A 23,880-nucleotide genomic window follows, 5' to 3' on the forward strand; every position below is an offset into this window, starting at 1 on the left:
GAATAATTTAGTGATAAAATTCGCTCTTAGTTTTATTTCAAAAGGCCCGGGTGGTGAAATTGGTAGACACAAGAGACTTAAAATCTCTCGCTCGCAAGGGCGTGCCGGTTCGATTCCGGCCCCGGGCACCACATTTTATTATTTCCTTGTAGTTTGAATACAACACTTCTTTGCAAAGCTTCTCTTGAGCGTGATCATCCAATACTTGATCGGTTTTTAACGATAGGAGATGTGGAGTTTTTAAATTTTTCCTACGAAGAATTTTTATGCCATTTATTGGGCATAAAGCCTAATCCAGATTACCCATTAGCTTCGATCGATTATCAGAAAAATCAAACACTTTATTATCTTTATGCAGACCCTGTGTATTTAAGTCTTCAAAGAGATACATTTTTTTTGGAAAAAAAATTAACAGGTAATTTTACTCAAAACGAAATCGAAAGTTTATGCGATGCCCTTAATGAAACATTTAAGGATGACGCTCGTGCATTTGTTTTCAATGATCAAGGGCAGTTATTTCTTGAGTTAAAAAAACAGCCTCATATTAAAACGACATCGATTGCACATATCAAGCGTCAGTCAATTGAATTATTTATGCCGCAGGGTAATGAAGCTATGACATGGCATGCATTTATGAATGAAATTCAAATGTTTCTTTTTGATCATCCTATAAACCAAGATAGGCTTCGTCGAGAACTTCTGCCATCTAATAGTATTTGGTTTTCAGGGGGCGGTGTCATACCTCAAGTGATTAAAAATTCATATACAACTATTTTTTCTAATACTGAATTTTTAAAGAAAGTACTATCGATTGGTATAAATACCTCTCTTCAGTCTTTAGATAATTTTCATCAAGATGATGTCAATCAAGACGCATTAATTGCTTTTGAAGATGATGGGGAAATAGATCACATTTTAGAAGTGATATGGAACAATTTTAAAAAACGAAAAATAAAGAATTTGAATATTTATTTGAATTACCAAGATCAGCTTTTGCATATTAACAATCGATTCATACAGCTATTTAAAGTATGGAAAAAAACTCACACAGTAAAAAACTATTTCAATGTTCATTAAATCAAAAAAAATTGACCATACTGCTTTAAATGCCCTCGTTAATTCAGGACTTAATCGTCATTTGGCAAAGTTTTATTCAGCCCGCGGTATTAAGCATATAGATGACGCCACACTCTTAATTGAGAAAATTATTCCTCCGGAAGCTTTAACCAATAACACATTGATGGCATCTATCTTAGCGGACGCTATCTTACAAAAACATAAAATTCTTATCATTGGTGATTATGATACGGATGGTGCAACCTCAACGGCTGTCGGGGTAAGGGCGCTTAAGATTATGGGCGCTGATGTAGATTATCTGGTTCCTAATCGATTTGAATTTGGTTATGGTTTGACGCCTGAAATTGTTGATTTAGCAAAAGAAAAAAATCCTAAAATTATTATTACTGTCGATAACGGCATCGCAAGTGTAGAGGGTGTAAATCAAGCAAATCAATATGGTATTGATGTATTGGTTACAGATCATCATCTTCCTGGCGAAACATTACCTAGTGCTAAGTGTATTGTGAATCCTAATCAGCATGGTTGTGACTTTCCAAGTAAATATTTATGTGGCGTAGGCGTTATTTTTTATGTGATGCTAGCCTTGAGAGCTGAACTTAGAAAACGAGATTATTTTAAAGATAATATAGAGCCTAACCTAATGCAGTTAATCGACCTTGTAGCTCTAGGTACGGTTGCAGATCTAGTACCTTTAGATCGTAATAATCGTACTTTAGTTGAATATGGTATTCGAAGAATCAGGTCAGGTCAGGCCAATCCTGGTATTCGAGCACTGATGGCATTAGCTAAAAAAAATCCATCGCAATTTCATACTTCTGATCTTGCTTTTAGTATTGCACCAAGACTGAATGCTGCAGGAAGATTAGATGATATGACTTTAGGTATTCAATGTCTTTTATCTGATAGTTATGAGGATGCTCGATTTATTGCATCATCACTCGAAGCTTTAAATCTTAAAAGAAGATCAATTGAGTCTGAAATGAAAGATGGCGCCTCCATTCAATTACATGATTTAAATTGTGAGGCTCAATTTAGTATTGCGCTCTATGACCCTTCGTGGCATCAAGGTGTGATTGGAATTATCGCTTCTCGAATTAAAGACAAATATCATCGTCCCGTCATTGTATTTGCTAAGTCTGAAGAAGGAATCCTCAAAGGCTCAGGGAGATCCATTCAATCACTCCATTTAAGAGATGCTCTTGATCTTATTTCAAAAAAGGATCCAAGCATTCTTATCACATTCGGTGGTCATGCCATGGCTGCTGGGCTCACTATAAAAGAAAAGGATTTTGATCGCTTCGTCCATTTCTTTGAAGAAACAGTCAGAGGTTTAATTACATCAGACGACCTCGAATTAACTATTGAAGTTGATGATGCGCTTAATTTTTCAGAAGTGACTTATGAAGATGTAGAGCACATTAATTCGCAAGTTTGGGGGCAAGGTTTTCCTCTTCCTATTTTTGAAGGTGAATTTGAAGTTGTTGAGCAAAGAATCCTTGCAGATAAACATTTAAAGTTAAATCTCTTATTACAAAACAAGGTATTTGAAGCTATTTATTTTAATCACAGTGAGCACCTCCCTCGTAAGATAAAAGCGATCTATCAGGTTGATTCTAATGAGTTTAATGGCAATAAAAAAATTCAAATTCAATTAAGGATGTTGACCTAAAGATGACATCCTTAATTGCCCATCCTGCCCCAACAAAGTAAAATTCAACAAACTATTTAAGAGACTGTCATGAGACGTAAAATCGTTGTTGGTAATTGGAAAATGAATGGTTCTTTGGCGTCTAATGAAAGACTTCTTAAAGCCTTGGTAGAAAAGATACCCCAAGCAATTTCGGTCGATATTGTCGTCTGTGCCCCTTATCCTTATTTGTTTCAAACACAATCCCATCTAAAGCATTCACCTATTTTTTGGGGCGCCCAGAACGTGGCTAAGTATGAATCAGGCGCTTTTACAGGCGAAGTGAGTGTTTCCATGCTCAAAGAGTTTGGTGCAAGCTATGCGATTATTGGCCACTCAGAGAGAAGTACGGCTTATTGCGAGTCCGATGAAAATATTGCTACCAAATTTATGATGGTTAAAAAAGCAGGTATGACGCCGATTCTATGTGTGGGTGAAACTTTAATTGAGAGGGAAGCTGGCATCATGGAAAAAGTAGTATCTAAGCAGCTTGATACGATTATTGAAATGTACGGCGAAGAAATTTTTGATGAGACCGTAATTGCTTATGAGCCTATATGGGCTATTGGCTCTGACTTAGCAGCCTCTCCTGAGCAAGCGCAAGCAATGCATCAATTTATTCGTGAGAAATTATCCTCAAATACTGAGGTCATAAAGAGCCTCAAAATCATCTATGGAGGAAGCGTAAACCCTCAAAATGCGATACAATTATTCTCTATGCCAGACGTAGACGGCGGACTCGTAGGACGAGCATCTTTAAATGCAAGTGATTTTGAGTCTATTTGTCATTCAGCCGAAATATAAATCAAAGAAAATAGGACTATGGAAAATTTAGTAACAATTATTCATGTGATTGCATGCTTAGGCGTCATTGGTTTGGTGCTGATGCAACACGGTAAGGGCGCGGATATGGGTGCGGCTTTCGGAAGCGGATCATCAGGTAGTTTATTCGGCGTAAGTGGCTCATCGAATTTTTTAAGTAGAACAACAGCAATATTTGTTTTAGTCTTTTTTCTGACCAGCATTTCCTTGGCGTTCATCGCAGGTCAAAAATCAGGCACCGGAAGTGTGGTGAAAGAAACTGAGTCATCAGAAGTGCAAAAATCTTCTGAAACTAAAAGCAGCGAAGCTCAGTCAAATTCATCAAGTGGCGCTCAAAATATCCCAAAATAGAGACTGTTAAATCTATAAAGCCGTCGTGGTGGAATTGGTAGACACGCTATCTTGAGGGGGTAGTGACGAAAGTCGTGAGAGTTCGAGTCTCTCCGACGGCACCAAATTAAGAAAATCATGTGGTATTTGTTTAAGGAATCGCTGTGCTGGAAAATTATTTTCCAATTTTATTGTTCATATGCGTAGGACTTGCGGTTGGTGCAGGGCCTCTTCTCATCGGCAGCATTCTCTCACCTAATAAACCTGATAGCGAAAAAAACTCTCCATACGAATGTGGCTTCGAAGCTTTTGAAGATGCGCGTATGAAATTTGATGTGCGATATTATCTTGTCGCCATTCTCTTTATTTTATTTGATCTTGAAATAACATTTCTTTTTCCCTGGGCAGTCGTCATTCAAAAAATTGGTATGTTTGGATTTCTTGCCATGATGATTTTTCTAGCTATTTTAGTAGTTGGATTTATTTACGAATGGAAGAAAGGGGCCCTTGATTGGGAATAGCGAATGAGCATTGAAGGCGTTATGGAAAAAGGATTTGTCACTACAAATCTAGATACCCTTATTAATTACACACGCACAGGCTCTTTATGGCCTATGACTTTTGGCTTGGCTTGTTGCGCTGTTGAAATGATGCATGCGGGTGCGGCTCGATATGACCTAGATCGATTTGGTGTTGTATTTAGACCAAGTCCGAGGCAGTCAGATGTCATGATCGTGGCAGGAACATTAGTGAACAAAATGGCACCTGCACTAAGAAAAGTCTACGATCAGATGGCAGAGCCTCGCTGGGTGATTTCGATGGGCTCTTGTGCAAATGGCGGTGGTTACTATCATTATTCTTATTCAGTTGTTCGTGGTTGTGATCGCATTGTTCCTGTTGATGTGTATGTACCTGGTTGCCCACCCACAGCTGAAGCTCTTATGTTTGGCATTATTCAGCTTCAAAATAAAATTAAACGAACCAATACGATTGCACGTTAATCCATGAGCTCAGTTGAAACTTTACTTAAAGAAACAAAATCTATTTTTGGTAAAGAAATAACTCGTGCATCCATTGAGCATAATGAACTCACAATTGAAGTAAAGATCGACGATCTCCTAATAACTTTAAAAACCTTAAAACAACACAAAGCATTTGAATTCGTTCAGCTCATTGATCTTTGCGGTGTTGATTACAAAGATTATGGTGAGGGTACTTGGACGAAATCTCGCTTTGCCGTTGTTTATCATTTTTTGTCGATAGAACATAATCATCGGATTCGCGTAAGAACTTTTTCTAAAGAAGAAGACTTTCCATTATTTCCATCGATTATAGATTTATGGCCAGCTGCTAATTGGTATGAGCGTGAAGCTTTCGATTTATTTGGTTTTATGTTTACCGACCACCCTGACCTAAGACGCATACTGACTGATTATGGATTTGTAGGTTATCCATTCCGTAAAGATTTTCCGATGATTGGTAAAGTTGAAGTGCGTTATGACGATGTACAAAAACGCGTGATTTACCAACCTGTTTCGATCGATGAAAGAAATAACGTCCCAAGAATCATTCGTGAAGAAGGTTTCCACAATGGCTGAGATTCGAAACTATACGATGAATTTTGGCCCCCAACACCCTGCAGCTCATGGCGTGTTGCGATTAGTATTAGAGCTTGATGGCGAAGTCATTCAGCGTGCAGATCCTCATATTGGATTACTTCATCGCGGCACAGAAAAGTTAGCTGAGAATAGAACGTACTTACAAACCGTTCCTTATATGGATCGTTTAGATTATGTATCCATGATGGCGAATGAGCATGCTTATGTTTTGGCTATTGAAAAATTATTAAATATAGATGTGCCACTTCGTGCTCAATATATCCGCGTGATGTTTGATGAAATTACACGTATCTTAAATCATTTATTATGGTTAGGCGCGCATGCACTTGATGTAGGCGCTATGACTGTTTTCTTATATGCATTTCGAGAAAGAGAAGATCTCTTTGATTGTTATGAAGCGGCATCAGGTGCCAGAATGCATGCAGCATATTATCGTCCTGGCGGTGTTTATCGTGATCTCCCTGATCGCATGCCTCAATTCGAATCTAGTTTGAAAAACAAAAAAGAATTAGATGGTTTAAATCAAAATCGTAGCGGTTCACTTTTAGATTTTATTGAAGATTTTTCAAATCGCTTTCCAACATATGTAGATGAATATGAAACGTTATTAACAGATAACCGTATATGGAAACAGCGCACAGTTGGTATTGGTGTTGTGGATCCTGATCGAGCAATAGCGCTTGGTATGACAGGACCTATGTTAAGGGGATCAGGTATTGCATGGGATCTAAGAAAAAAACAACCTTATGAAGTATACGACCGGCTTGATTTTGATATTCCTATTGGTGTTAATGGAGATTGTTACGACCGATACCTCGTTCGTATAGAAGAATTTAGACAATCTAATCACATTATTAAGCAATGCATAGACTGGTTAAGAAAAAATCCAGGCCCTGTAATTAGTGATAATCATAAAGTAGCACCTCCGACCCGATCTGCTATGAAGGAAGATATGGAAGCTATGATTCACCACTTTAAATTATTTACAGAAGGTTTTCATATCCCAGCAGGTGAGGCATACGCTGCAGTCGAACACCCCAAGGGTGAATTTGGTATCTATTTAATTTCAGATGGTGCAAATAAGCCTTATCGGTTAAAAATACGGGCCGCAGGATTTCCGCATTTGGCAGCATTAGATGAAATGACACGTGGTCATATGATATCTGACTTGGTTGCCATTATTGGCACGCAAGATATTGTGTTTGGTGAGATTGATCGGTAAAAAAATGATACACACTGACGATATTAAATTAATTGATAAAGAGTTAAAGAAATTTCCGGACAACCAAAAACGATCTGCAGTCATCTCCGCATTGCGCATAGTTCAAACGAGACATGGTTGGTTGTCGCATGAACATATTTCTGATGTGGCTCATTACCTTGAAATGCCAGAAATCGCAGTGATGGAAGTTGCAACTTTTTATAATATGTTCAATTTAGAATCAAAGGGTAAGTATCAAATCACTATATGTACCAATATTTCATGCATGTTAAGAAATTCTGATGAAATTGTGCAGCACTTAGAAAAAAAATTGGGCATTAGTTTTGGTGAGTTAACTAAAGATAAAAAGTTTTCACTGAAAGAAGGGGAGTGCATGGGAGCATGCAGCGGCGCACCCTTATGCTTAATTAACAATCACACCATGCATGAGCATTTGACTACTGAAAAAATTGACAAGCTTATAGCGAGCCTTAAATAAATGGTAATGCAAATAGATACTATTAAGCCCCATAAAATTTTTCCTAATCAAGATTTGGTTTGTCTAAGAACTATGGTTCATGACGACCCAGGTTCAATAAGCACCTATTTGAAATTAGGTGGGTATGAACAATTTAAAAAAATTCTTAAAAATAAAATAAAACCCGAAGCAATTCTTGCTGAATTAAAAACTTCAGGATTAAGAGGTCGCGGTGGTGCAGGATTCCCAACTGCTATTAAATGGTCTTTTATGTCTCGCGATTATGATGGGATTAAATATCTTGTATGTAACTCAGATGAGGGTGAGCCTGGCACATTTAAAGATCGTGACATTCTTAGATACAATCCACATCAACTTATCGAAGGCATGCTGATAGCTGCTTATGTGATGGGCACTCGCACTGGTTATAACTATATCCATGGTGAGATCTGGCGTGAGTACGAGATTTTTGAAAAAGCACTCGATGAAGCAAGATCCCATGGCTTTTTAGGTGAAGATATTTTGGGCTCACATTTTAGTTTTGATTTGTATGCAGTGCATGGATATGGTGCTTACATATGTGGCGAAGAAACAGCTCTCATTGAATCGATTGAAGGTAAAAAGGGACAGCCGCGATATAAGCCACCTTTTCCAGCAACTTATGGTATTTATGGCAAACCTACTAATGTGAATAATACTGAAACATTTGCATCAGTACCTTGGATTTTAGAGCATGGTGGCCAGGCATTTCAAGATTTAGGCGTTGAAAACTCAGGCGGTGTTAAATTATTTTCTGTTTCAGGCCACGTTGAAAGGCCAGGTAATTATGAAATTAAAATGGGTACACCTTTTAGTGAATTATTAAATATGGCTGGCGGTATTTGGCATCGAAGGAAATTAAAAGCAGTGATTCCTGGCGGGCCCTCCACAGCCCTTGTTCCAGCAGCACTCATTGAAAATGCAACGATGGATTATGATGGACTGCAAAAAATTGGGTCGAGTTTAGGAGCTGGCTCCGTGATTATCATGGATGATTCTACTTGTATGGTCACCGCTTTAAAGCGTCTTTCTTATTTCTTTTATGAAGAGTCTTGTGGTCAATGCACACCTTGTCGTGAAGGAACAGGTTGGGTTTATCGAGTCATCAAAAGAATTGTGGATGGCAAAGGCACCATGGAAGATCTTGATCTTTTAACGGATGTTAGTAAAAAAATTTCTGGCAGAACAATATGTGCTTTAGGCGACGCAGCCGCGACACCTGTATTAAGTTTTATTAAACACTTTAGACCTGAGTTTGAATATTTTATTGAACATGGTCATTCTATGATTAAAGCTAAATGACAATCACAATTGAAATTGATGGCAAGAAAATAAAAGTAGAAAAAAATACGACGATCATTGCCGCTGCAGATAAAGCAGGCATTCCGATTCCTCGTTTTTGCTATCACAAAAAATTATCGATCGCAGCAAATTGCCGTATGTGTTTGGTGGAAGTAGAAAAATTTAATAAACCATTACCCGCATGCGCTACCCAGGTTGCAGATGGAATGAAGGTTTCAACAAAATCTAAAATTGCTGTCGATGCACAGCAAAGTGTCATGGAATTCTTACTTATTAATCATCCTCTAGACTGCCCAATTTGCGATCAAGGCGGTGAGTGCGAGCTTCAAGATACTGCTGTTGCATTCGGTGGCGGTCAAACGCGTTATAAGGAAGAAAAACGTGTGGTATTTAATAAAAATATAGGCCCACTCATTTCAACAGATATGACCCGATGTATTCAATGCACGCGATGTGTGAGATTTTTGCAGGAAGTCGGCGGAATGATGGAGCTAGGCATGGTCGGTCGAGGCGAGCATTCTGAAATTACCGCTTACGTTGATCGCTCCATTCAATCAGAACTCTCTGGCAATATTATTGACTTGTGCCCTGTAGGCGCACTTACAAGTAAACCATTTAGATATAAAGCGCGTACATGGGAGTTAATTAGAAGACCAACCTTTGCTCATCATGATAGTCTTGGCTCACCTCTTGAAGCGCATATTAAACAGAACAAAGTGATTAGAGTGCTGCCTCGTGAAGAGGAGTCAATTAATGAATGTTGGATTTCTGATCGTGATCGTTTTTCATATGAAGGCTTGAATAGTGAAGATCGCTTACAAGTTCCTATGATTAAAGAAAAAGGCCAATGGAAAGAGTCAGATTGGGAAACCGCTCTAGCACTTGTAAGTGAAAAATTAAAACATATCGTAGACCATCACGGCCCTGAGGAATTAGGTGTCTTAATATCGCCTCAAAGCACAATTGAAGAGGGGTTACTTGCTAAGAAAATAAGTAGCACATTAAAGTCACCTCATATTGATCATCGTATGCGTCAATCTGACTTTTCAATAAAACATCAAAACTCTCCCTGGTTAGGAAGTCGGATTGATGCAATCGGTCTCTTTGATCAATACCTTTTAATTGGCAGCAATATAAGAAATGAACAGCCACTTTTAGCATCAAGAATTCGTAAGGCTGTGAATCATGGTGCCAATCTTTTTATAGTCAACTCAATAGATGCAGATCCTCTTATGACTGTGTCTGAGAAAATGATTCAGGCCTCGCACATACTCCCTCAAGCCCTTGCAAAAATTTTAAAATCGATGACAGAAATAAAGGGTGTATTAAAAAAAGATATTAAATTTATTAAAGCTGATATTGAAAAAGTTAAAACAGATAAAACAAGCGACGCAATAGCCGAGCATTTAATGAAAAATGTTTTAGCAGGTAAAAAAAATAATACATCTTTGCTTTTAGGCCAGGTAGCAGAAGAACATCCAGACTTCTCAACCATCTATAAACTTGCTTTTGAAATTTCAAAATTATCTCAGGCTACTTTCGCTGTTTTACCCAGTTATGCAAATAGTGTCGGACTTCATGCCGCTAATGTTCTCCCTGAAGAAGATGGCTTAAATGCACGTTCGATGTTGGAGAAAAAATTAAAAGCTTATGTTTTCTTAAATATTGAGCCTCAATTAGATGGATCAAGTGCTCAGCTAATAGAAAATGCCATTGTTTCTTCAGATTTTACTGTTGCATTAACCTCATACAATTCGGAATACCTTAAAAATGTGGATGTGCTTCTGCCCATCTCACCATTTACAGAATCATCAGGTACGATCGTTAACATGGAAGGACGAGTTCAAAGCTACGCAGCGGTTACCCAGCCTCTAGGTCAATCGAGACCTGCCTGGAAAGTACTAAGAGTGCTAGCTAATCATCTTGATTTAAAAGGTTTTGATTATGAATCTAGTTTAGATGTCAAAGAAGCTCATATTAAATTTAAAAAACAATTTATCTCAAAAGAGCTTTCTAATGAAATTGATATCGTAAGTGATTACAAAATACGTAACACTAAACCTAAGCAATTTTCGCGTATTGGTGAAATGCATCAATACCTTATAGATCCAATTGTAAGACGAGCGCCCTCACTTCAAACAGCAATTAGAAAATCAAAAGCATTTGCAAAGCTGCATCCACTAGAGATGAAGACGTTAAGACTTAAAGAGAATGACAAAATTAAAGTCATGCAAGGTAACCAATGGGTAAATCTTTTAGTCATTGAAGATATAAGTATCCCGGAAGGATCTATTTACATACCAAGTGGTATTGATGAAACAGCCAATCTGTCTGATATTTATGGCGATATCACAGTTAAAAAAGTAATTTCAAAGGGCGCATCTTAAGATGGATGGTTTGATGACATCCACATTTGGAGTTTGGTGGCCTGACATTGCCAAAACATTATGGATACTCTTAAAAATTGTAGCTGTCGTTTTGCCTTTAATGATATCTGTGGCTTACCTTACTTATTTCGAAAGGAAAGTTATTGGATACATGCAAGTTCGTATCGGACCTAATCGTGTCGGTTATTTTGGATTGCTTCAGCCTATTGCGGATGCATTAAAGCTTTTATTCAAGGAAATTATTCTTCCTACAGCCTCAAATAAAGTTTTATTTTTCTTGGCGCCAATTTTGGCCATTGCTCCAGCTTTTGCAGCCTGGGCTGTGATCCCTTTTGATCTCAATTTGGTGATCGCAGATATTGATGCAAGTCTTTTGTATATCTTAGCCATGACATCTATCGCCGTGTATGGAGTTATTATTGCTGGTTGGGCTTCAAATTCTAAATATGCTTTTCTAGGAAGTTTACGTTCCGCAGCTCAGATTGTGTCTTATGAAATTGCAATGGGATTTGCTTTAGTAGGCGTTTTAATGTGTGCTAATAGTTTAAATCTAGGAAAAATTGTCATGGGACAAGAGGGTGGATTTTGGCATTGGTATATTTGGCCTTTATTTCCTTTATTTATCATCTACTTTATTAGTGCTGTAGCCGAAACAAATCGAGCGCCTTTTGATGTGGCTGAAGGTGAGTCAGAAATTGTGGCTGGATTTCACGTAGAGTATTCAGGCATGGGCTTTGCAGTTTTTTTCTTGGCAGAATATGCAAATATGATTTTAGTATCGATGCTTGCAGCATTGATGTTCTTAGGTGGATGGTTATCACCTATTCCATTTATTCCAGATAGCTTCTTATGGCTTTTAGTAAAAGTTGCATTTTTATTATTTTTCTTCTTATGGTTTAGAGCGACATTTCCTCGTTATCGATATGATCAGATCATGCGACTGGGTTGGAAAATCTTTATTCCAATCACTATTGCCTGGATTGTATTTATTGGAGGCATGATGCAAACCTCATGGGGATATTTATTTCACTAAATGATTAAAAAAACCAAACAATTCTTATCAAGTTTGATGCTCATTGAGCTTCTTAAAGGCATGCTCCTTACTGGCCGCTATTTCTTTGCAAGAAAGATTACCGTGCAATATCCGGAAGAAAGAACGCCCCAATCAAATCGCTTTAGAGGTCTTCATGCACTTCGTCGTTATGCAAACGGAGAAGAGCGATGTATTGCATGTAAATTATGTGAAGCAGTGTGCCCTGCCATGGCAATCACTATTGAATCCGAAGAGCGCGAAGATAAGACGAGACGTACGACACGTTACGACATTGATCTTACTAAATGTATCTTTTGTGGTTTCTGTGAAGAATCTTGCCCAGTAGACTCGATTGTTGAAACAAGAATTTTTGATTATCACGGTGAATCGCGAGGCGATTTGCTTTATACAAAAGAGATGTTACTTGCGGTGGGCGACAAATATGAAAAACAAATTGCAGAAGACCGTGCTCAAGATGAGAGGTTTCGATAAATTATGATTGAATTTAAGAGTCTTGTATTTTACGTTTTGTCTTTTGTTCTTATAGCTTCAGGACTCAGTGTAATTACTTCTAGAAATCCAGTCACTGCAGCACTTTCTTTGGTTCTAGCATTTTTTAATGCCGCAGGCATTTGGCTTCTTTTGCATGCTGAATTTTTAGCGATTGCGTTAGTGCTTGTTTATGTTGGCGCTGTGATGGTCTTATTTCTTTTTGTGGTCATGATGCTTGATATTAATCTTGATAAATTAAGAGAAGGCTTTTGGGATTATCTTCCGATGGCAGGATTTATTGGTGTCCTTATGATGATTGAAATGGTTATGGTATTTAAAACTAAACAATTTAATCTTTTGCCTGTGACAGAACCAATTTCTAATACATCGAATACGGAAATGATAGGGAATACCCTGTATTCAGATTATGTGCTTCCTTTTGAGTTAGCTTCTGTCGTATTGCTTATTGCAATTATTTCAGCGATAGCTTTGACGCTTCGCGATCGCAGGGATAGTAAGAAGACAAATCCTGCTGATCAGGTGGCCGTTAAACGTGCAGATCGTGTGCGAATAGTTCAAATGAAGTCGGAAGAAAAGTATCTAAAGCCTAAAAGGAGGTAGAGAACATGATTGGTTTATCGCATTATCTCATCCTAGCCGCGATTTTATTTACAATCAGTGTGGTAGGTATTTTTCTTAATCGAAAGAATATCATTATTTTACTTATGTCGATTGAGCTTATGTTGCTCGCAGTTAATATTAATTTTATTGCTTTCTCACATTATCTAAATGATATTACGGGTCAAATTTTTGTTTTTTTTATTTTAACTGTCGCGGCCGCAGAATCTGCCATAGGTTTAGCAATCATCGTTTTAATTTTCAGAAATACACGTTCTATCAACGTAGACGATTTAAATCGTCTAAACGGATAATCATTGAATTCTATCTATGCATATCTAGCCGTTCCTTTACTACCCCTCATAGCCTCTTTTTGCGTGGGTATTTTGGGTCGAAAATTGCCAGAGGTTTTTGCTTCGAGCATGACGATCACGTCTGTCTTCTTTGCATTTGTGCTCTCATGTATCACTTTAAACCAGACTTTAAGTGGTTTAGTTTTAAATCAAACTATATATCAATGGCTTCTCACAGGCCACTATCAATTTGAAGTCGGGTTCTTAATTGATAATTTAACAGCCATGATGATGGTGGTCGTGACTTTTGTATCACTGATGGTTCATATTTATACGATGGGCTATATGAAAGGGGATCCAGGCTACCGAAGATTTTTTAGTTATATCTCCTTGTTTACCTTTTCAATGTTGATGTTAGTCATGAGCAATAACTTTATGCAGCTCTTTTTTGGATGGGAGGCTGTAGGCCTGGTGTCTTATCTTCTTATTGGATTCTGGTTTGAGAGACCCACCGCAATCTATGCAAACTTAAAAGCCTTTTTAGTAAATCGTGTTGGTGATTTTGGTTTTATTTTAGGTATTGCTTTGATTCTCTATTGGACTGGCTCTCTCGATTATGTAACTGTATTTAAAAGTACTGGCATTATGGCGGCGCACACAATGGAGTTATTTGGCCAGCCTGTTAATGTGGTCACCGTCATATGTATTTTGTTATTTATTGGAGCTATGGGCAAGTCCGCACAAGTACCACTTCATGTGTGGCTTCCAGATTCGATGGAAGGTCCGACGCCTATATCAGCGCTGATTCATGCTGCAACGATGGTGACCGCTGGTATTTTTATGGTCGCACGGACATCGCCTTTATTTGAGCTTTCTGACACAGCACTTTCATTCGTAATGATTATTGGTGCTATCACGGCTTTGTTTATGGGCTTATTGGGTATCATTCAAAATGATATTAAGCGTGTCATTGCTTATTCAACACTTTCGCAATTGGGTTATATGACAGTGGCATTAGGAGCTTCAGCTTATTCGGTGGCTATGTTTCATTTAATGACACACGCATTCTTTAAAGCCTTACTTTTTCTAGGGGCTGGTTCAGTCATTATAGGGATGCATCACGATCAAAATATTCAAAATATGGGTAACTTAAAAAAATATATGCCTATTACTTGGATAACTTTTTTAATTGGCTCCCTAGCATTAATAGGCACGCCGCTATTTTCAGGATTCTATTCAAAAGATAGTTTGATCGAAGCTGTCAAATTGTCCGACATTTCAGGAAGTCACTTTGCTTACTTTTCCGTATTGGTAGGTGTCTTTGTAACAGCTTTTTATTCATTTAGACTTTATTTCCTTGTGTTCCATGGCAAAGAGAAATGGCGTCTTCAAAAACTTACACATCATGACGATCACCATCATGGCTTAACGTCAAAAGACAATCCACACGAAAGTCCTCTAAGCGTCACCTTACCTTTAGTGCTCCTTGCTATTCCTTCCGTTGTGATTGGCTTCATGACAATCGAACCAATTTTATTTGGTAGTTTTCTTTCAAAAAGCATTTTCCTGGATATTGAAGCGCATCCAACGATGGAATTACTAAGCCATCACTTTCACGAAATTTATCATGGGCCTTTTGGCATGGCATTGCATAGCATCACAAGCCTACCTTTCTTATTTGCATTGAGTGGTGTTGCCTTTGCTTATTACTGTTATGAAGTGAATTTAAATTTACCCAAAACTATTTTTAATCGCACACAGACGATTTACCGCGTATTAGAAAACAAATATGGCTTTGATTCATTTAACGAAAAGTTTTTTGCATTCGGCAGTCGCTTCTTAGGCGACAAATTCTGGCAAATAGGGGATGTCAAAATTATTGATGGATGGCTTGTTAATGGAACAGCTAAATCAATTAGTAAGCTTGCAGAAAAAATACGTGTTATTCAATCAGGCTATATTTATCACTATGCTTTTGCAATGGTCATAGGTGTATTTTTATTCTTAACTTTTTTTATAAAAATATAAGATGAATTTAACCCACATATTAAGTTTCTCAATTTGGACACCTATCTTTTTAGGCGGCCTTATACTTTTATTAAGTGGAAAAATAAGCGATACACAAGCCAAATGGTTTTCACTTATCAGTAGCCTGATTTCATTTTTAATTACCATCCCACTTTACACAGCATTCGATTTTTCCTTTGGACAGTTTCAGTTCCAAGAATTCTTCCATTGGATTCCTGCCTTTCATATTAATTACCATTTAGGCGTAGATGGTTTCGCAGTCCCTTTAATTCTTTTAACAAGCTTCACAACAGTTATTGTTGTCATGGCTTCATGGCGATCGATTAAAGATAGAGTTGCACAATATATGGCAGCTTTCTTGATAATGTCAGGTCTCATGATTGGGGTATTTAGTGCGCTTGATGCCATGCTCTATTATATTTTTTGGGAGGCAATGCTTATCCCTATGTTCTTGGTGATTGGTATTTGGGGTGGACCTAATAGAATTTATGCCACGATTAAATTCTTTTTATATACTGTTTTAGGTTCTTTATTAATGTTGGTCGCGTTCATTTATCTTTACTTGCAAACTCATTCGTTCGAAGTCGTCAATTTTTATAATGCCGGCCTAGGTCTCTATCCTCAGATCTTCATCTTCTTAGCTTTCTTCATGGCTTTTGCAGTCAAGATTCCAATGTGGCCTTTGCATACATGGCTACCTGATGCTCACGTTGAAGCGCCGACTGGCGGATCGGTCGTTTTGGCAGCAGTGATGTTGAAATTGGGTGCCTATAGTTTTATGCGATTTGCAATGCCGATTGCACCAGATGCCGCGATTTATTTAAAAGATTTTATGGTGACGTTGTCACTGATTGCTATTTTATATATTGCATTGATCGCCCTTGTGCAAAAAGACATGAAAAAACTGATCGCTTATTCATCCATATCACACATGGGTTTTGTCACTCTAGGTCTATTTATGTTTAATTCAATCGGTATTGAGGGCGCATACGTTCAAATGATTTCTCACGGCTTTATTTCTGCAGCGATGTTTTTATCTGTTGGCGTTTTATATGACAGATTGCACACGAGAGAGATTGGAGATTATGGGGGTGTCATGCATACGATGCCTACCTTCGCAGCTTTCGCAGTATTTTTTGCTATGGCCAATTGCGGGCTTCCAGGTACTTCAGGTTTTGTAGGTGAATTTATGGTGATCATGAGTGCGATGCAAAATAATTTTTGGATTGCTTTGATAGCTGCAAGCTCACTCATCTTTGGTGCAGCTTATTCCTTATGGATGGTGAAGCGTGTATTTTATGGGCCACCACGCAATCAAAAAATTAGCGCATTAAAAGATATCTCTTGGCGTGAATTTTCTATTCTTTCTATTTTGGCAGTCCTTATTATTATAGTGGGCGTTTACCCAAAGATTATTACTGATATGACAAATGCCACGACAGTTCAATTTCTAGAGCATATGCACTTAATAAAACCTATCACCTCATTGCCCATGGATGTATAAATGAATCAACTTATTCAATCTGATCTTTTTTTAATCTTGCCAGAAATTCTTGTGCTTTCAATGGCAATGGTTGTGCTTATGACAGATTTATTTATTAAGCCATCTCAACGTTGGATTATTTTTGCTTTATCTCAATTGACTTTATTAGGCAGCGCTTATCTAACTAGTCAGAATTTTAGTCATGAAACGCAATTTGCTTTTTCAAATATGTTTGTGCGTGACAGTTTTGCAGATTTTTTAAAAATGATGAGTTATGTTGGTACGTCACTCATTTTTTTCTATAGCCGGTCCTATATGAAAGACCGTAATTTGTATCGAGGCGAATACTTTGCGCTTGTTCTATTTGCATTGCTTGGCATGATGATTATGATCTCAAGTCATAATATGCTTCTTGTTTATATGGGATTAGAGCTTCTCTCTTTATGTTTATATTCCCTGACAGCGCTTGATCGTGACAACCAAAAAGCCACTGAGTCAGCCATTAAATATTTTGTATTGGGCGCTCTTGCATCAGGCCTTCTTCTTTATGGCATGTCTATGATTTATGGTGCGACCTCAAGTTTAGATTTAAACGTGATTTCAACGACTTTATTGAATCACCCAACAGACCATGCAATTCTTATACTAGGCCTTGTCTTTGTGGTCGCCGGCCTTGCTTTCAAATTAGGTGCAGTACCTTTTCAAATGTGGGTCCCTGATGTATATGAAGGCTCACCTTCATCAATCGCCATGCTGATTAGTTCTGTTCCTAAATTAGCAGCTTTTGCAATTACAGTTCGCATACTAGGTGATGGATTGCAGTCGATGATGGTCGATTGGAAACAAATGATGCTGATTATGGCGGTGCTTTCCATTGGTATTGGAAATGTCACAGCTATCGCACAAACAAATATCAAGCGTATGTATGCATACTCAACGATTTCTCATATTGGTTTTATTCTTTTTGGTTTGATGAGCGGCACACTTAATGGCTATGCATCAAGTTTATTTTATGTTGTGAGTTATATGTTTATGACACTAGTATCTTTTGCAATACTCATGATGATGTCTCGTAAAAATTTCGAGTGTGAAACACTGGAAGACTTTAAGGGTCTGAATAAAAGAAATCCTTGGTATGCATTCCTTATGCTCATCACCATGTTGAGTATGGCAGGTATTCCTCCTACCGTTGGGTTCTATGCAAAATTTATGGTGCTTCAAGCAGCGTTTGATGCAGGCTTTGCAATGTTTGTTGTCTATGCAGTTATGATGGCTTTGGTCGGGATGTTTTATTACATGAGGATTGTAAAACTGATGTATTTTGATGAGCCAAAATTAAAAAGTAAATTAGATGTTTCGATGGATATGCAATGGATTTTGTCGGCCAATGCATTAGCACTTCTACTTGTGGGTTTAGTACCCCATAGATTGATGGAGGCTACAACGCAAGCGGTAGCCTTGAGTCTTCATTAAATGATGCAATCAATACTTATTCTCGTTGCGATTATCATGGCTAATGTGCCTTGGATGTTTAGTGAATTCCTTTTTATCAAGAAATTTCCATCCCACAAAAAACCTTTTTTTTGGGCTTTGTTCGAAGTGGTGATTCTATATTTTGTCACCGGCGGTATTTTACTTTTGGCAGAGTTTAAAATGATAGGACATATTCAACCGCAAGCCTGGGAATTTTATGCAGTGACTTTCTTTTTATTTTTAGTTTTCTCTTTTCCTGGCTTCATTTTTAAAACGCTTTGGAAATAAAATTTCTTAAAGTTTTAATTATAGGTTGTGGCCAACTTGGTTTCTCAATCGTCAATAATGCTGACCCCGATGTATTTAAATTATATGGCTTTAGTCGAAGCTTAAGAAAATCACCCGCTTCTATCGAAATGCATCAAGTTGATATTTTAAAAACCGAAGCTATTGATGTCATTAAATTAATAAACCCTGAAATCATTATCTACGCTGTTTCTGCAGACACACAGTCTATTGAAAGTTATCAAGATCATTATGTAGTCGGCTTAAAAAAAACGTACGAAGCGATTTTGGAGCTGGATCACTTCAAGCATCTTTTCTTTGTTTCAAGCACAAGAGTGTACGGACAAAAAACGACTAAGATTTTAAGTGAGCTTGATATTGCAGAACCTTCTGATTATGGAGGTGAAGCTTTAATGGAAGCTGAAACGGTTGCACGTCAGCTAAAAGATAAAGCCACCATATTACGTTTGTCGGGTATTTATGGCCCTAATCGAAAACGCATGATTCAATTAGCTCAAAGTAATCCGGGTAATTGGCCTGCAACCAATAATTGGTCTAATCGAATTCATGAAGAAGATGCTGCTCGTTTTATTGTATTTCTTATGAAGAGAATTATGATGAATGAATCTATTGAGCCACTTTATCTTGTAACAGATGGCGTGCCTACTAAACAATATGATGTGTTAACGTGGATCAGAAATCGTCTTCAATTAACAACCGATACGATTGAGCTTCCGATTTTGGAAAGTGGCAAGCAATTGCAATCTGTTTTGTTGAATCAAACTGGATTTGTATTAAAGTACCCTGATTTTACGTATGGTTACGAAGCGATCATTGATTAGGGTTCTTCAATAGGATAGAATCCAAATTCCTAAATTCTTTAGGCGCGTAGCTCAGCTGGTTAGAGCACCACCTTGACATGGTGGGGGTCGTTGGTTCGATTCCAATCGCGCCTACCAATTTTTTGTATCATGGCTCAAGCTATCTAGAATGCTGAAAAGCTTATAAAATGGTGCAATCCTTAATAATTCAATTCAACTATGCCTGAAATAAGATTACCAGACGGGTCTAAGCGACAATACGAAAGTGACGTGACCGTTGCAGAAGTTGCACAAAATATTGGTGCTGGACTAGCCCGCGCAGCGCTTGCAGGCCGCGTGAATGATCAACTTGTCGATCTTTCATTCGTCATTCGTGAGGATAGCGATCTTGCGATCATCACTGATAAAAATCCTGAAGGGCTTCAAGTTATTCGCCATTCAACTGCTCATCTTATGGCATATGCTGTTAAAGAGTTATTCCCGGATGCACAAGTAACGATTGGCCCGGTCATTGAACATGGTTTTTATTATGACTTTTCATATACGCGACCTTTCACGCCAGAAGATCTAGAGAAAATTGAAAAGAAGATGACAGAAATTGTTAATCGCGATTTACCCATCACAAGAAAAGTATTGCTGCGTAATGATGCAGTTAAATATTTCAAATCAATTAAAGAAAATTATAAAGCTGAAATTATTGAATCTATTCCAGCAGATCAGGAAGTTTCCTTGTACACCGAAGGTGAATTTACGGATCTTTGTCGAGGCCCACATGTACCATCGACTGGAAAATTAAAAGTATTTAAATTAATGAAAGTGGCTGGCGCATATTGGCGCGGGGATTCTAAAAATGAAATGCTACAAAGAATTTATGGCACTGCATGGACTAATAAAGAAGACTTACAAAACTATCTCTTCATGTTGGAAGAAGCAGAAAAAAGAGATCATCGTAAATTAGGTAAACAACTCGATTTATTCCATATGCAAGATGAGGCACCTGGTATGGTGTTTTGGCATCCCAAGGGATGGTCGATTTGGCAGGAAGTTGAACATTACATGCGCAAGATGTTCTTGGATTATGGATATCAAGAAGTGAGAACGCCAACAATGATGGATAAGACTTTGTGGGAAAAATCCGGACACTGGCAAAACTACCGCGACAATATGTTTACAACGTCGTCAGAAAATAGAGATTATGCAGTGAAGCCAATGAATTGCCCTGGCCACATTCAAATTTTTAATAACACCCTTCATAGCTATCGTGACCTTCCTTTAAGGCTTGCAGAATTTGGTTCATGCCATCGAAACGAGCCATCAGGATCACTCCATGGCTTAATGCGTGTTCGTGGATTTACGCAAGATGATGCCCATATCTTTTGCACGGAAGAACAGATTAAAGATGAAGTCGCTCAATTTATTGTGATGCTTTTTAAAGCCTACCAAGACTTCGGATTTAAGGATGTTTTAGTGAAATTATCGACTCGCCCTGAGAAACGGGTTGGCTCGGACGAAACTTGGGATAAGGCTGAATCTGCCCTTAAAGCTGCTTTAGTTGAAAATAAGCTCGAATTTGACCTTCAGCCTGGGGAAGGGGCTTTTTATGGCCCTAAGATCGAATTTACCCTAAAAGACAGCTTAAGCCGCCTGTGGCAGTGCGGAACGATCCAGCTCGACTTTAACTTACCTGAGCGCCTAGGCGCTGAATATGTCACAGAAGACAATAGCCGCAAACATCCTGTGATGTTACATCGGGCTATTGTAGGTTCTATGGAGCGTTTTATTGGAATTCTTATTGAGCATTACTCGGGTGCTATGCCTCTTTGGATTGCCCCGACACAAGCGGTTATCCTTAATATTGCTGACGCACACGCAAGCTACGCTTCAAAAGTCATGGATGAACTCAAGAAAAACCACATCCGATGCGATTCTGACTTGAGAAATGAGAAAATAACCTATAAAATACGCGAACATAGCTTACAAAAAATTCCTTATCTCTTAATTGTAGGGGAAAAGGAAATGGAAGCTGGGCAAGTTGCCGTGCGAACCCGAAAAGGCGAAGACTTAGGATCTATGTCGATTAAGTCATTGATTGATCGACTAAATCAGGAAGTTCAAACTAAAGTCTAGCAATAAGGTAGCGCGGTTTTTCTTTTATATTTACAGGGGATTTGTTATCGCTCAAGAGAAAGAAGTCAGAATTAACGGAGATATTACAGCTCAAGAAATTCGATTAATTGGCGTAAACGGCGAAGCGCTTGGCATAGTGACACTAGCTGAGGCATTTGCAAAAGCAGAAGAGATAGATATCGATCTAGTGGAAATTGCTCCACAAGCCCTACCACCCGTATGTCGATTGCTTGACTACGGTAAGTTTAAATATGCAGAAAGTAAGAAGCAACACGAAACCCGCTTAAAACAAAAGCAGGTCAAGATTAAAGAAGTGAAGTTTAGACCGGGAACAGATGATGGTGATTACAACATCAAAATACGAAACCTCATTGGGTTCCTTTCAGATGGCGATAAGGCAAAGATCACCTTGCGCTTTAGAGGTCGAGAAATAACGCATCAAGAATACGGTTTAGCAATTCTAAAACGTGTTGAACATGATTTAATGGAATACGCAGTCGTCGAACAATTTCCGAAAATGGAAGGTCGACAAATGGTAATGGTTTTGGCTCCGCAAAAAAAAGTCAAACCCAAAACCACTGAAGCAAAAGTTTCTGAGTGATACGGCTTAAACGGCATGCCTAAGCACTCTTACTACTCTAACTAAGGAGATCAAAATGCCAAAAATGAAAACAAAAAGTGGCGCGAAAAAGCGCTTCAAGTTTTTAGGAAGTGGTATGGTAAAGAGAACACGTTCTCATTTACGTCATATCTTGACCAAAAAAACAACGAAACAAAAACGTAATCTTAGAGGCACTGTCCTCATTTCAGCAACCGATATCAAACGCGTTCGCGCGATGATGCCAACTCAATAAGGAGAATAATATGCCTAGAGTAAAACGTGGTGTCACCGCTAGAGCGAAACATAAAAAAGTTTTAGCACTTGCTAAAGGTTATCGCGGCCGTCGTAAAAACGTATACCGCATAGCTAAACAAGCAGTGATGAAGGCAGGTCAGTACGCATACCGTGACCGTCGTCAGAAAAAACGTCAATTTAGAACACTATGGATTGCGCGTATTAACGCAGCATCTCGTGAATGTGGTCTTACATATAGCCGTTTCATGAATGGCCTTAAGAAAGCTTCTGTTGAAGTGGATCGTAAGGTGTTAGCAGATATGGCGGTATTCGATAAAGCAGCTTTTGCTAAGTTTGTCGAAATTGCTAAATCTGGTTCAGGAGCAGCATAAAAATTATTAATTTTTAAAAGGAGGCTTCTAGCCTCCTTTTTTTTATTAAAATAATAGTTAATGAATAATCTAGAACATACTTTAAAAGAAGCCAGTGAAGATTTTGATCAGTGCCAATCTGTGACGGACCTTGATCAAGCAAAAGCCAAATACTTAGGTAAAAGTGGCGTCTTAACTGAGGCACTTAAATCATTAGGTAAATTATCTGCGGAAGAAAGACCTAAAGTCGGTGCTGAGATCAATGTCGTTAAACAAGGTGTTGAAGAAGTGCTAGAAAAAAGACGAGATGCTATTTTGAATGCCTCACAAGCTAAACAGCTTGCAGAGGAATCATTAGATGTGACTTTACCTTCAAGAAAAGAAGATCGAGGTAGCCTTCATCCAGTCACACAAACACTTCATCGCATTGAATCGCTCTTTCATTCCATCGGTTTCTCAGTGGCACATGGACCACAAATTGAATCTGACTTTTATAATTTCACAGCGCTTAATATTCCAGAGTCACATCCAGCACGTGCGATGCATGACACATTTTATATTGATGAATCCTATGTATTAAGAACACATACATCCCCTGTGCAAATTCGTCATTTAGAAAAAAATAAACCACCATTAAAAATTATTTCGCCGGGTCGCGTTTATCGCGTTGATTCAGATGCCACACATTCACCGATGTTTCATCAAGTTGAAGGTTTGTGGGTTGACCAACAAGTAAGCTTCGCAGACCTTAAAGGTGTCATCGAAGATTTTCTCCAAAACTTTTTTGAGAATAAAGATTTAAAAGTGCGCTTCAGACCTTCATATTTTCCATTTACAGAACCTTCTGCTGAAATGGATATGAGCTGGAAGGGCGGTTGGCTTGAGATTGGTGGGTGCGGTATGGTGCATCCAGAAGTATTTAAACATGTAGGCATCGACTCAAATCAGCACCAAGGATTTGCTTTTGGTTTAGGCGTAGAGCGTTTAACAATGTTACGTTTCGGCGTGAATGATTTACGTCACTTTTTTAATAACGACTTACGTTTTCTTCAGCAATTTATTTAAAGATTTCTCAA

Annotated in this window: 25 protein-coding genes and 3 tRNA genes; all 28 read left to right on the top strand. The window is 38.2% G+C overall.

Annotation, left to right across the window (positions count from 1 at the left end):
* Nucleotides 1-44 precede the first annotated feature (44 nt).
* The 28 genes from BN1208_RS02290 to pheS all read left to right on the top strand — a co-directional run bounded on the left by BN1208_RS02290 (nt 45) and on the right by pheS (nt 23,869).
* Nucleotides 45-131, top strand: a tRNA-Leu gene (locus tag BN1208_RS02290).
* A gap of 22 nt (nt 132-153) precedes the next feature.
* Nucleotides 154-1,077: a hypothetical protein gene (locus tag BN1208_RS07185; RefSeq protein ID WP_156157763.1), complete on the top strand. Its 924-nt coding sequence runs from the start codon at nt 154-156 to the stop codon at nt 1,075-1,077.
* Nucleotides 1,067-2,749, top strand: a complete 1,683-nt coding sequence (gene recJ, locus BN1208_RS02300; protein WP_046487500.1) for a single-stranded-DNA-specific exonuclease RecJ — start codon at nt 1,067-1,069, stop codon at nt 2,747-2,749. Before BN1208_RS07185 ends, recJ begins: the two co-directional genes overlap by 11 nt.
* 69 nt (nt 2,750-2,818) lie before the next feature.
* Complete coding sequence (tpiA, locus tag BN1208_RS02305; protein WP_046487503.1) at nt 2,819-3,571, top strand: triose-phosphate isomerase; 753 nt, start codon at nt 2,819-2,821, stop codon at nt 3,569-3,571.
* Between the two features lie 18 nt (nt 3,572-3,589).
* Nucleotides 3,590-3,940, top strand: coding sequence for a preprotein translocase subunit SecG (secG, locus tag BN1208_RS02310; RefSeq protein ID WP_046487505.1), 351 nt, complete (start codon nt 3,590-3,592; stop codon nt 3,938-3,940).
* A gap of 19 nt (nt 3,941-3,959) precedes the next feature.
* Nucleotides 3,960-4,044: transfer RNA gene (locus tag BN1208_RS02315), tRNA-Leu, on the top strand.
* Between the two features lie 39 nt (nt 4,045-4,083).
* A complete protein-coding gene (locus BN1208_RS02320; protein WP_046487507.1) occupies nt 4,084-4,440 on the top strand; it encodes an NADH-quinone oxidoreductase subunit A in 357 nt (118 codons plus the stop codon).
* Between the two features lie 3 nt (nt 4,441-4,443).
* Nucleotides 4,444-4,920: a NuoB/complex I 20 kDa subunit family protein gene (locus BN1208_RS02325; protein WP_046487509.1), complete on the top strand. Its 477-nt coding sequence runs from the start codon at nt 4,444-4,446 to the stop codon at nt 4,918-4,920.
* Between the two features lie 3 nt (nt 4,921-4,923).
* Complete coding sequence (locus BN1208_RS02330) at nt 4,924-5,517, top strand: NADH-quinone oxidoreductase subunit C (RefSeq protein ID WP_046487510.1); 594 nt, start codon at nt 4,924-4,926, stop codon at nt 5,515-5,517.
* A complete protein-coding gene (locus tag BN1208_RS02335; RefSeq protein WP_046487512.1) occupies nt 5,510-6,760 on the top strand; it encodes an NADH-quinone oxidoreductase subunit D in 1,251 nt (416 codons plus the stop codon). The genes BN1208_RS02330 and BN1208_RS02335 overlap by 8 nt, the downstream gene beginning before the upstream one ends.
* A gap of 4 nt (nt 6,761-6,764) precedes the next feature.
* A complete protein-coding gene (nuoE, locus tag BN1208_RS02340) occupies nt 6,765-7,238 on the top strand; it encodes an NADH-quinone oxidoreductase subunit NuoE (RefSeq protein WP_046487515.1) in 474 nt (157 codons plus the stop codon).
* Between the two features lie 6 nt (nt 7,239-7,244).
* Nucleotides 7,245-8,558 (top strand): NADH-quinone oxidoreductase subunit NuoF, encoded by a 1,314-nt coding sequence (gene nuoF / locus BN1208_RS02345; RefSeq protein ID WP_046489216.1) that lies wholly within the window; start codon nt 7,245-7,247, stop codon nt 8,556-8,558.
* Nucleotides 8,555-10,945, top strand: a complete 2,391-nt coding sequence (gene nuoG, locus BN1208_RS02350) for an NADH-quinone oxidoreductase subunit NuoG (RefSeq protein ID WP_046487517.1) — start codon at nt 8,555-8,557, stop codon at nt 10,943-10,945. Before nuoF ends, nuoG begins: the two co-directional genes overlap by 4 nt.
* A gap of 13 nt (nt 10,946-10,958) precedes the next feature.
* Nucleotides 10,959-11,978: an NADH-quinone oxidoreductase subunit NuoH gene (nuoH, locus tag BN1208_RS02355; protein ID WP_223259258.1), complete on the top strand. Its 1,020-nt coding sequence runs from the start codon at nt 10,959-10,961 to the stop codon at nt 11,976-11,978.
* Nucleotides 11,979-12,470 (top strand): NADH-quinone oxidoreductase subunit NuoI, encoded by a 492-nt coding sequence (gene nuoI / locus BN1208_RS02360; RefSeq protein ID WP_046487522.1) that lies wholly within the window; start codon nt 11,979-11,981, stop codon nt 12,468-12,470. It abuts the gene before it with no gap.
* A 3-nt stretch (nt 12,471-12,473) separates the two neighbouring features.
* Entirely contained in the window at nt 12,474-13,091 is a 618-nt protein-coding gene (locus BN1208_RS02365) for an NADH-quinone oxidoreductase subunit J (protein WP_046487526.1), read from the top strand.
* A 5-nt stretch (nt 13,092-13,096) separates the two neighbouring features.
* A complete protein-coding gene (gene nuoK, locus BN1208_RS02370; RefSeq protein WP_046487528.1) occupies nt 13,097-13,402 on the top strand; it encodes an NADH-quinone oxidoreductase subunit NuoK in 306 nt (101 codons plus the stop codon).
* A 3-nt stretch (nt 13,403-13,405) separates the two neighbouring features.
* A complete protein-coding gene (gene nuoL, locus BN1208_RS02375) occupies nt 13,406-15,409 on the top strand; it encodes an NADH-quinone oxidoreductase subunit L (protein ID WP_046487531.1) in 2,004 nt (667 codons plus the stop codon).
* Between the two features lies 1 nt (nt 15,410).
* The gene (locus BN1208_RS02380) at nt 15,411-16,913 is read left to right on the top strand and encodes an NADH-quinone oxidoreductase subunit M (RefSeq protein WP_046487534.1); all 1,503 of its coding nucleotides are present in this window, start codon (nt 15,411-15,413) and stop codon (nt 16,911-16,913) included.
* Nucleotides 16,914-18,365, top strand: a complete 1,452-nt coding sequence (nuoN, locus tag BN1208_RS02385) for an NADH-quinone oxidoreductase subunit NuoN (RefSeq protein ID WP_046487536.1) — start codon at nt 16,914-16,916, stop codon at nt 18,363-18,365.
* The gene (locus BN1208_RS02390) at nt 18,366-18,653 is read left to right on the top strand and encodes a DUF2818 family protein (protein ID WP_046487537.1); all 288 of its coding nucleotides are present in this window, start codon (nt 18,366-18,368) and stop codon (nt 18,651-18,653) included. It abuts the gene before it with no gap.
* Complete coding sequence (locus BN1208_RS02395; protein ID WP_052734614.1) at nt 18,644-19,492, top strand: sugar nucleotide-binding protein; 849 nt, start codon at nt 18,644-18,646, stop codon at nt 19,490-19,492. The genes BN1208_RS02390 and BN1208_RS02395 overlap by 10 nt, the downstream gene beginning before the upstream one ends.
* 40 nt (nt 19,493-19,532) lie before the next feature.
* Nucleotides 19,533-19,609: transfer RNA gene (locus BN1208_RS02400), tRNA-Val, on the top strand.
* An 81-nt stretch (nt 19,610-19,690) separates the two neighbouring features.
* Nucleotides 19,691-21,598 (top strand): threonine--tRNA ligase, encoded by a 1,908-nt coding sequence (gene thrS, locus BN1208_RS02405; RefSeq protein WP_046487538.1) that lies wholly within the window; start codon nt 19,691-19,693, stop codon nt 21,596-21,598.
* Between the two features lie 46 nt (nt 21,599-21,644).
* Nucleotides 21,645-22,199: a translation initiation factor IF-3 gene (gene infC / locus BN1208_RS02410; protein ID WP_082092823.1), complete on the top strand. Its 555-nt coding sequence runs from the start codon at nt 21,645-21,647 to the stop codon at nt 22,197-22,199.
* 55 nt (nt 22,200-22,254) lie between these two features.
* A complete protein-coding gene (gene rpmI / locus BN1208_RS02415; protein ID WP_028817792.1) occupies nt 22,255-22,452 on the top strand; it encodes a 50S ribosomal protein L35 in 198 nt (65 codons plus the stop codon).
* Between the two features lie 10 nt (nt 22,453-22,462).
* Nucleotides 22,463-22,825, top strand: coding sequence for a 50S ribosomal protein L20 (gene rplT, locus BN1208_RS02420; protein ID WP_028817793.1), 363 nt, complete (start codon nt 22,463-22,465; stop codon nt 22,823-22,825).
* Nucleotides 22,826-22,885: 60 nt separating this feature from the next.
* Nucleotides 22,886-23,869 carry a phenylalanine--tRNA ligase subunit alpha gene (pheS, locus tag BN1208_RS02425; protein WP_046487544.1) on the top strand — a complete coding sequence of 328 codons (984 nt, stop codon included), beginning with the start codon at nt 22,886-22,888 and terminating at the stop codon, nt 23,867-23,869.
* Nucleotides 23,870-23,880: the final 11 nt, after the last annotated feature.

The sequence above is a fragment of the Candidatus Methylopumilus planktonicus genome (assembly GCF_000981505.1).
In the GTDB taxonomy this organism is placed as follows: domain Bacteria; phylum Pseudomonadota; class Gammaproteobacteria; order Burkholderiales; family Methylophilaceae; genus Methylopumilus; species Methylopumilus planktonicus.